We start from the raw sequence: 7,965 nt of genomic DNA, 5'->3' as shown, positions 1-7,965 counted from the left end.
ATACTCTGAACACTCATATTTTGCAGTTATTTTTTATAGAAGATATGTTACAATTTAGCATGAGGTGGCACAAATCTATGAATATTTTTCTTTGTGGTTCAAATCAATTAACAGCATTAGATCAAGAAGAAATAAAAAAATTTTTAATTGACTATGCTCACAAACATAAAATTTACATATTATGCTATAAAGCTATTGAAAATGAAGTTCTTCGTTTTTTCATTGAAAACGAAAGACTCGCTCAAAATTTATGCCTTTATACGCTACAACCGTTACATGTATTAACAGACGAATTTCAAGAAGTCGTTGATTATTTAAAAAAACACGGGGCTGAATATATTGCTTTTGATCATCCTTCCGACTCCATTTATCGATCAGATTATATGTTTTTTGTAAAGCAAATTGTCGAAGATACTGATTTAGTTCTCTGTTTTTATAATGGGGATAAACATACGTCTGTCATTCCTATTGACATTGCAAAAGAAGCAGGAGTTGACGCCGTTATTTATGATTTACCAGGCTTACATGAAAAGCAGATGAAAAAAAGCTTTGAACAAAAAATTCGTATGATGTAAAGGGGGAGGCACAATATCGTTATTGTGCCTATTGTAAATATGAAAACTGAACAAGATTATGATCATTTTATTACGAGTTTTAAACAGCTATTTAATATGGATATCGCTTCCTATAAGCAAGATAGAATGCGCAGAAGAATCGATGCTTTCATTTCAAGAAAAGGTTTTGACAATTATATAAAATTTTTAAACAGTTTACGCACCGATCAAACATTATTTTTAAGTTTTATTGACTACATTACGATTAACGTTTCAGAGTTTTTCAGAAATAAAGAACGCTGGCAAACACTAGAGACAAAAGCTCTACCAAAGCTACTTGAACAAAATAACGGCAAATTAAAAATTTGGAGTGCTGCTTGTGCTGCCGGTGAAGAACCATATACGCTTTCTTTAATATTATCGAAGCATCTAGCTCCATTTCGTTATAATATTCAAGCAACGGATCTTGATTTTCATGTTTTAGAAACTGCAAAACGTGGTCAATATACCGAACGCTCTTTGAAAGAATTACCTAATGATTTAAAACAACGTCATTTCACAAAAGAAGATGATACATATATATTGCATCAAAATATTAAACAGCAAGTTACATTCAAACAACATGATTTATTAATGCAGACATTTGATACGAACTACGACTTAATCATTTGTCGAAATGTAATGATTTACTTTACAGAAGAAGCCAGAATAAAGCTCTATGAAAAATTTAGTCGTTCTTTACGAAAAGGCGGCGTACTATTCGTTGGTAGCACAGAACAAATTTTAACACCCGAACGCTACAACCTTCAGCGTTTTGATACATTCTTCTACGAAAAAATATAGAAAAAGGTCGTCATAATTGAAATGACGACCTTTTTTTATTATATAATACGAATCAATATAATACCTATAACCCATATAAAGAGAAATAGAGCTGTAACAGACCATTTATGCTCTTGAATCGTATGTTTCAACGCATGCGATAATTGCGTCATATTCATTTCTGCAAGTGCTCTCCACACACTTGCATCACGTTCTTTAGAAATGCGATCCGTACCGCTAATTAAAATTGTTTCGTTAGACAATTTTGTCATGTAAGCTGTAATAACTGTGATCATTAAATTCGTATTTCCTTCTGATGTATCTTGTTCCACTCTAAAAATGAGCGCACTTACATCAAGTAACGGAATATGCACTTTTCTTCCAAACGAAAGCTGCACTTCAGCAAAATCATACGTTCCGTCTAATAACGGAACTCCCTTTATATGTGCTTGTTTAATAAGCCCATGCAAACTTCTAACAATCTGTTCATATATTTTTTCCGATTGCTTTCCTTCCTCGGACAACATATGTAGCTTTGAAAACAACTGCAACACTGTATCCATTTCTTTAGAAAGCATTTCTTTTACAATCTTTCCATCACCTAAACTCGCAAGTATAATCCCTATTTCATTATTTTTCGAAATGATTTGGGACTGCCCCGTAAACACAAGGTTACTTTGTTTTCGTTCTTTCTGAATTTCATGTTCTGAAATAGCTGCAGGCTGTTTTAATGGGTGTAGCGTCTTATTTTCAATTGTAGTACGTTTAATTTCCATTTAAGCGCCTCCACTACTATCAAATTATTAGCCCCACTCTTTATTACTCTTTAAAACTAAAAATAGTACAAATAATCCTGACATAATAGCAAACACATTAGAGGCTTGTACTCCCTGTTCACTTTTTTCTTCTTTTTTCTCTTTCTTTTTAGAAACAACTTGATCATCATTTTTACTTTTTTTCTCTTTAGGAGCCTTCACATTATTTACTTCCTTATTGTCTGTCGATGGCTCTTTTATAACGTATTTGATTTCCTCTTTCTCCTTCAACGGCTCTTTTATAAAATAGTTTACTTTCTCGTCTTGCTTTGGAATTTGAACAACTAGAAGTTTTTCTTCCGGAAGCGGAGTCGCTATTTTCGAATCTTCCTGCTTCTCAGCTTCTTTCTTATCTTCTAGTTTATTTTGATTCTCATGTTCTTCTATCTTTTCATTATCTTCCACTTTTTGTTCGATAATAGAAATGATATATTCACTCTCTGTCACAAGCTTGTTACCTGCCGCATCTGTTACTTCCACAATAAGTTGGTGCGGACCACTAGGTAACGCTTCTGTTATTTCAATTTGTTTCTGCCAATCCAGGTCGTGTTTATTATAGTCTAATAAAAAAGTAATATCGTTACCTTCTTCTTTTCCTTTTAATATAACTCGCACTTCATTAACAACTGATTCTATATCTACCGCTTTTACTCGTATATAAACAAATTCTCCCTTTTTCCGTTCAATAAAGTTCTCTTTCGCCTCATCAATAGTAACCTTCTCTAACTTCGGCAATTCTTTATCTATAGTGGGTATTTTGTTATTAATTCGAATGAGCGGAACATTTAATTCATTCTCTACTACTTCTTCCTTCTCATCTTCTTTATAGCTTTCAACGAGCTGAAGGTTCCAATCACCTTGCAAATCATATATTCCGACTTTGTAATTAGCGATCCATCGTTTCGTTTCTTCTTCATACTCGAAAGATATTACTCTTTCCTGTCTGTACTGCTCACCATTTTTTTGTAATTGCAATACACCTTTTACACTTTGAGTATTTTTTTCATTTGGCTCTACAGCAATTCGCAATTCTTCGCCAACCTGTAATTCCTGCTTATTAACTGTAATAATTCCTCGGTCTGTTTCTATCTTTCTTTCTTCTCGTTGTTCTTTCTCCTGCTCATTCTCTACTACTTTTTTTTCATCTTCAACCGGGGGTATTTCCGTTCGTTCCGACTGTTCCCGATCTTTTATATTTTGCTCTTTTTGCTCTTCTTGCTCATTCACTTCACTTACATTTTGCTCTTGTACACTTATTTCTTCCGCTTGCCCTTGCAACGGGAAGAAAGTACATATATGTAAAAATAGCAAACTCACTAGAAAAAACTTTACGTTTTTCATCTATTTGTTCAAACTCCTATAGCGATTTCGTCACTTTTACTCCGAAAAATCCATCTACATTTACAAGCTCTCCATAAGCAACCAATACATCGTTCACATAAATTTGAATTGGTTCATCAATATCTTCATCCAGTACGACCGCTTCATTTTCTTGTAAACTTAAAATATCTTGAATTGTCCTCACTGTACTTCCAAATACAAATTTAACATTCATTTCTACATTTTGTAGAATAGATGCATCCATATACACTGGCTCTACCTGTTTAACTTCTTGATATTCAATCGGCTGTATGACTGGTGCAGGAATTTCTTCCTCTTCAATAACTTCTTCAACTATTACTTCTTGCTCTTCCATCATCGGATAAAGAAGTCGTCTAACCATTTCTTTTGCTTCTGATATTGGTAGTATTTGATACATCTTTGACTGAAGAAGGTCACCAATTTCAATGTTAAACGTAATTTGAACGAGCTCGTCCACTTCCATCGCTTCTCCCAAATATTCCATTTCTTCTTTTAACGAAACAAATTTAACATCTGGTGGTGTCATATCCATTTTTTCTTTAAATATTTCTGACATTGCTGTTGCAGCATGCCCCATCATTTGGTTCATGATTTCTTTAATACCGCTTAACTCTAATTCACTTAGTTCTTTATCCGGATCGATCTCACCCGTTCCCATCATCATTAAATCTACCATTGTTAAAGCAACATCTTTCGTAAATACGAATACGTTCTCATTCTTTAATCCTTCAACAAAATCGACATTTAATATAACAAATGGGACTGGCACTCCGTCATAATGACGAACATTAATTGCCTCTACATTTGGTGTACTAATAGAAACAGGCTGATTTAAAAGCGTCGATAGTACGGTTGAAGCCGAACCAATTGAAATATTCGCAATTTCACCAAGCACATCTTTCTCTTCTTGTGTTAACTGCTCTTTCTCAACATGTTCTTCTACAACCTCAGTTTCCGCCACTTCCGTCTGCTCTTCTATTCCTTCTTCCACACCACCAGATAATTGTAATAATTTATTTATCATTTGTTTCGCATGTTCAACTGAAACAATTTGTACAAGTTTAGAGTCTATAAGATTATCTATTTTTAATTCAAACGATACTTTAACAATTACATTACTTCCATTAATACTAGAGATTTTCTCCATCTCTTCCTTAAGTTTCACAATTTTGATTGTAGGTGGGGACATATCCACTGTATCCTGGAAGAATTCCGACATAGACGTTGCTGCGAATCCCATCATTTGATTCATTGCTTCTTGTACTGCACTTAGCTCTAATTCACTAAGCTCTTTCCCTTCTTCAACTACCCCTGTTCCCATCATCATTAAATCTGCAATAGATAAAGCGACGTCTTGCTTTAAGACAAGTAGATTTTCCATATCTAATCCTTTTGTGAAATGGATATTTAATACAACATGCGGAATTTCAACATTACTTGTATCATATAAATCCACCAATTCAATATGAGGAGCAGTAATACTTACTTGCCTATTTAAGATTGTTGATAATACAGTCGAAGCTGAACCAAATGATATATTTGCAATCTCGCCAAGAATATCGCATTCTTGAGGCGTTAAATGCTCATTTTCTTTTTCTAGCACAATCGTGCTCGTATCCCCTTTTGTGTGTTGCTCAGGCATTTTCCCTGCCTCCTCATTTCTGTTTTTCTTTCAACGATATAAACTTTCTATTACACTCGTTATATTTATCAAACGTATTATTCCCACAATATTTGCAAACGACTATTGTTACACACTCAATGAATAGTTCTAACCAAAAAGCTCCCCAATTGTATACAAGTGGGGAGCTTCCTTCATTCCTATTATAAACCTTCTGGGTTTAAAATGAGGACCACTCGTCCATCACCGAGAATTGTCGCACCAGAGAAATAGTTAGAGCTCTCTGCAAAGAAGTCGCCTAATGACTTTAAGACTATTTCTCTTTGACCGATAATTGTGTTGACAATAAGTCCATAGCTACGATGTGAATTACGAACAATTAATACAGGAACCATTTGACTATCATATGATGCAAACGCATCATCTACTGTTTTTTCACCAAATACAGTGTTTAAATGTTTTACTTCAATAATTTGATTGCGATAATTTAAAACGTCTTTTCCTTGTAACGATTGAATATCTTCCTTTTGAATTCGAATCGCTTCGACTATATTACCGAGAGGCAACGCATAACGCGTATCGTTTGTTTGAACAAGCATTGATTGAATAATAGACAATGTTAACGGAAGTTCAATTCTGAATGTACTTCCTTTTCCTTCCTCAGAATCAATAATTAAATGCCCACCTAAACTATGAATCGTATGTTTAACAACATCTAATCCAACACCACGTCCAGAAAGGTCAGACACAACTTCAGCTGTACTAAATCCTGGTTGGAAAATAAGATCATACACTTCACGATCCGTTAATTTATTTGCCTCTGTTTCTGTTATAACACCATTTTTAATCGCTTTTTCTAATACTTTCTCTTTATAAATACCGTTTCCATCATCAGTAATTTGAATTACGACATGATTTCCGCTATGGAACGCTTCTAATTTAATAGTACCTGTTTCATTTTTGCCGGCATCACGGCGTTTTTCAACAGTCTCAATCCCATGATCAATTGCATTACGAATTAAATGAACGAGTGGATCACCAATTTCATCAATAACTATTTTATCAACTTCAGTATCTTCACCTGTAATTTGTAAATCGATTTTTTTCCCTAAATCTTTCGCTAACATGCGTACCATACGCGGGAAACGATTGAAAACTGTTTCAATTGGTACCATACGCATATTTAATAGTACATTTTGAATATCTTTTGAAATATCCCCTAATCGATTTAAATGCTCGATTAACTCCTTATTTTGAATCGTTTCTGCTAATTCATCAATTCGTCCACGCTCAATTACACTTTCTTCAAACATATTCATTAATGTTTCGATTTTTTCTAACTGAACACGAATAGAACGATTCTCCACTTTAGCATTTTTCGTTTTTGTAGTACGTTTAGTTGACGTATTGCTCACCAGTTGAATTGGCAGTTCTAACGATGACTCCAGCTGTCTGGTTTCAACCTGTTGAATCGTTTCTTCCACCTGTACGCCTTCTTGTACTTTATGACTACCTTGCTTCACTTCTACTTTCTCAATTTCAGAAACATGAAGCACTACTCGTTTCAATTCTTCAACACTATGATCGGTATTCATATATACTGTAAACTCAAATCCAAAAGCATCCGCTTCAATTTCTTCAATGCTTGGAACCGTTTTTTGTATATTACCTAAATTTTGTAATGCTTCAATACACATAATGGCACGTACTGCTTTTAAAATAGCTTGTTGTTCAACAGTTATATATACTTCATGCGAAACTGTATCATCATTATTTATACTACTTTGCTCTGCATTTTCCATAGAAGCTTCTACATTTCCGTTCAATAATGCTTCTAATTTAAATTTCGTTGATACAACATCTATATTACCCATTCCGCCTTGCTGCACATCTGCAACCATCTTTTCTAAATTATCAATACATTCAAAAACAACATCAATAATATTAGCATTCACCATCATATTTCCATGACGGATTTCGTCTAAAACACTTTCCATCTTATGCGTTAAATCCGCCATTTCTGTAAATTCCATACTCGCAGACATACCTTTAAATGTATGAGCTGAGCGGAATATTTCTCCTACAACACCCATATCGGCAGGATTCCGTTCTAAATTTAGCACATTTTCATTTAGCGACTGTAAATGTTCTTCTGCTTCTTCAAAAAATATATTTAATAGATCTGTTTGCACTTTAATCCCCTACCTGTCTAACAAACATTTCATTTATGTATAACAATTTAGTGTTTTAAAACAAGAAAAAAAGGGGCCACATATCTATCTACTATCATTGTTTTGATTCCTTGTGGCACCCCTTATATTAGCTGTTTGCTACTTTTGTTAAAGCTTCAATAACACGATCCGCTTGGAATGGCTTTACAATAAAGTCTTTTGCCCCGCCCTTAATCGCATCTAACACCATACCTTGTTGTCCCATTGCGGAACAAATGACAACCTTTGCACTCGAATCAATTTTCATAATTTCTTTTAATGCTTCAAGTCCGTCCATTTCAGGCATCGTAATATCTAGTGTTACAATATCAGGTTGAAGCTCTTTATACTTTTGAATCGCTTCTACCCCATTCTCTGCTTCACCGATAACTTCAAATTCAGAATTACTTTTTAACAAGTTTTTAATCATTGTTCGCATGAACATCGCATCATCTACAACTAAAATTTTATGTGCCATTCTTTTCGGTTCTCTCCTTACTATGTATAAAAATATCTTAATATTTCACCTTATCATTCTCACTCATTATACCAAATAAAACGATTAAAATTTATATTTTTTT

Annotated in this window: 7 protein-coding genes; 2 read left to right on the top strand and 5 right to left on the bottom strand. The window is 34.0% G+C overall.

What is annotated here, in order from left to right; all coding sequences use genetic code 11:
• Positions 1 to 77 precede the first annotated feature (77 nt).
• Together AB3X48_RS14300 and AB3X48_RS14295 are read left to right on the top strand one after the other, a co-directional pair.
• Positions 78 to 575: a flagellar motor switch protein FliG gene (locus AB3X48_RS14300; protein ID WP_002201059.1), complete on the top strand. Its 498-nt coding sequence runs from the start codon at positions 78 to 80 to the stop codon at positions 573 to 575.
• Between the two features lie 39 nt (positions 576 to 614).
• Positions 615 to 1,397, top strand: a complete 783-nt coding sequence (locus AB3X48_RS14295) for a CheR family methyltransferase (RefSeq protein ID WP_016104384.1) — start codon at positions 615 to 617, stop codon at positions 1,395 to 1,397.
• 38 nt (positions 1,398 to 1,435) lie between these two features.
• On the opposite strand, the gene AB3X48_RS14290 is transcribed toward AB3X48_RS14295, so the two are convergent.
• The 5 genes from AB3X48_RS14290 to AB3X48_RS14270 all read right to left on the bottom strand — a co-directional run bounded on the left by AB3X48_RS14290 (position 1,436) and on the right by AB3X48_RS14270 (position 7,862).
• Complete coding sequence (locus tag AB3X48_RS14290; RefSeq protein ID WP_016104383.1) at positions 1,436 to 2,152, bottom strand: hypothetical protein; 717 nt, start codon at positions 2,150 to 2,152, stop codon at positions 1,436 to 1,438.
• A gap of 27 nt (positions 2,153 to 2,179) precedes the next feature.
• Complete coding sequence (locus tag AB3X48_RS14285) at positions 2,180 to 3,532, bottom strand: transglycosylase (RefSeq protein ID WP_256415931.1); 1,353 nt, start codon at positions 3,530 to 3,532, stop codon at positions 2,180 to 2,182.
• Between the two features lie 16 nt (positions 3,533 to 3,548).
• A complete protein-coding gene (locus tag AB3X48_RS14280) occupies positions 3,549 to 5,195 on the bottom strand; it encodes a flagellar motor switch protein (RefSeq protein WP_016104381.1) in 1,647 nt (548 codons plus the stop codon).
• Positions 5,196 to 5,377: 182 nt separating this feature from the next.
• Entirely contained in the window at positions 5,378 to 7,366 is a 1,989-nt protein-coding gene (locus tag AB3X48_RS14275) for a chemotaxis protein CheA (RefSeq protein ID WP_016104380.1), read from the bottom strand.
• 127 nt (positions 7,367 to 7,493) lie between these two features.
• Positions 7,494 to 7,862 carry a response regulator gene (locus AB3X48_RS14270; protein ID WP_000940577.1) on the bottom strand — a complete coding sequence of 123 codons (369 nt, stop codon included), beginning with the start codon at positions 7,860 to 7,862 and terminating at the stop codon, positions 7,494 to 7,496.
• Positions 7,863 to 7,965 lie beyond the last annotated feature (103 nt).

Origin of the sequence: Bacillus sp. S4, from assembly GCF_040838205.1 — a bacterium.
Lineage (GTDB): Bacteria > Bacillota > Bacilli > Bacillales > Bacillaceae_G > Bacillus_A > Bacillus_A cereus_U.
Note: the sequence above shows the minus strand (reverse complement) of the source record. Positions and strands in the feature narration are given on the sequence as shown.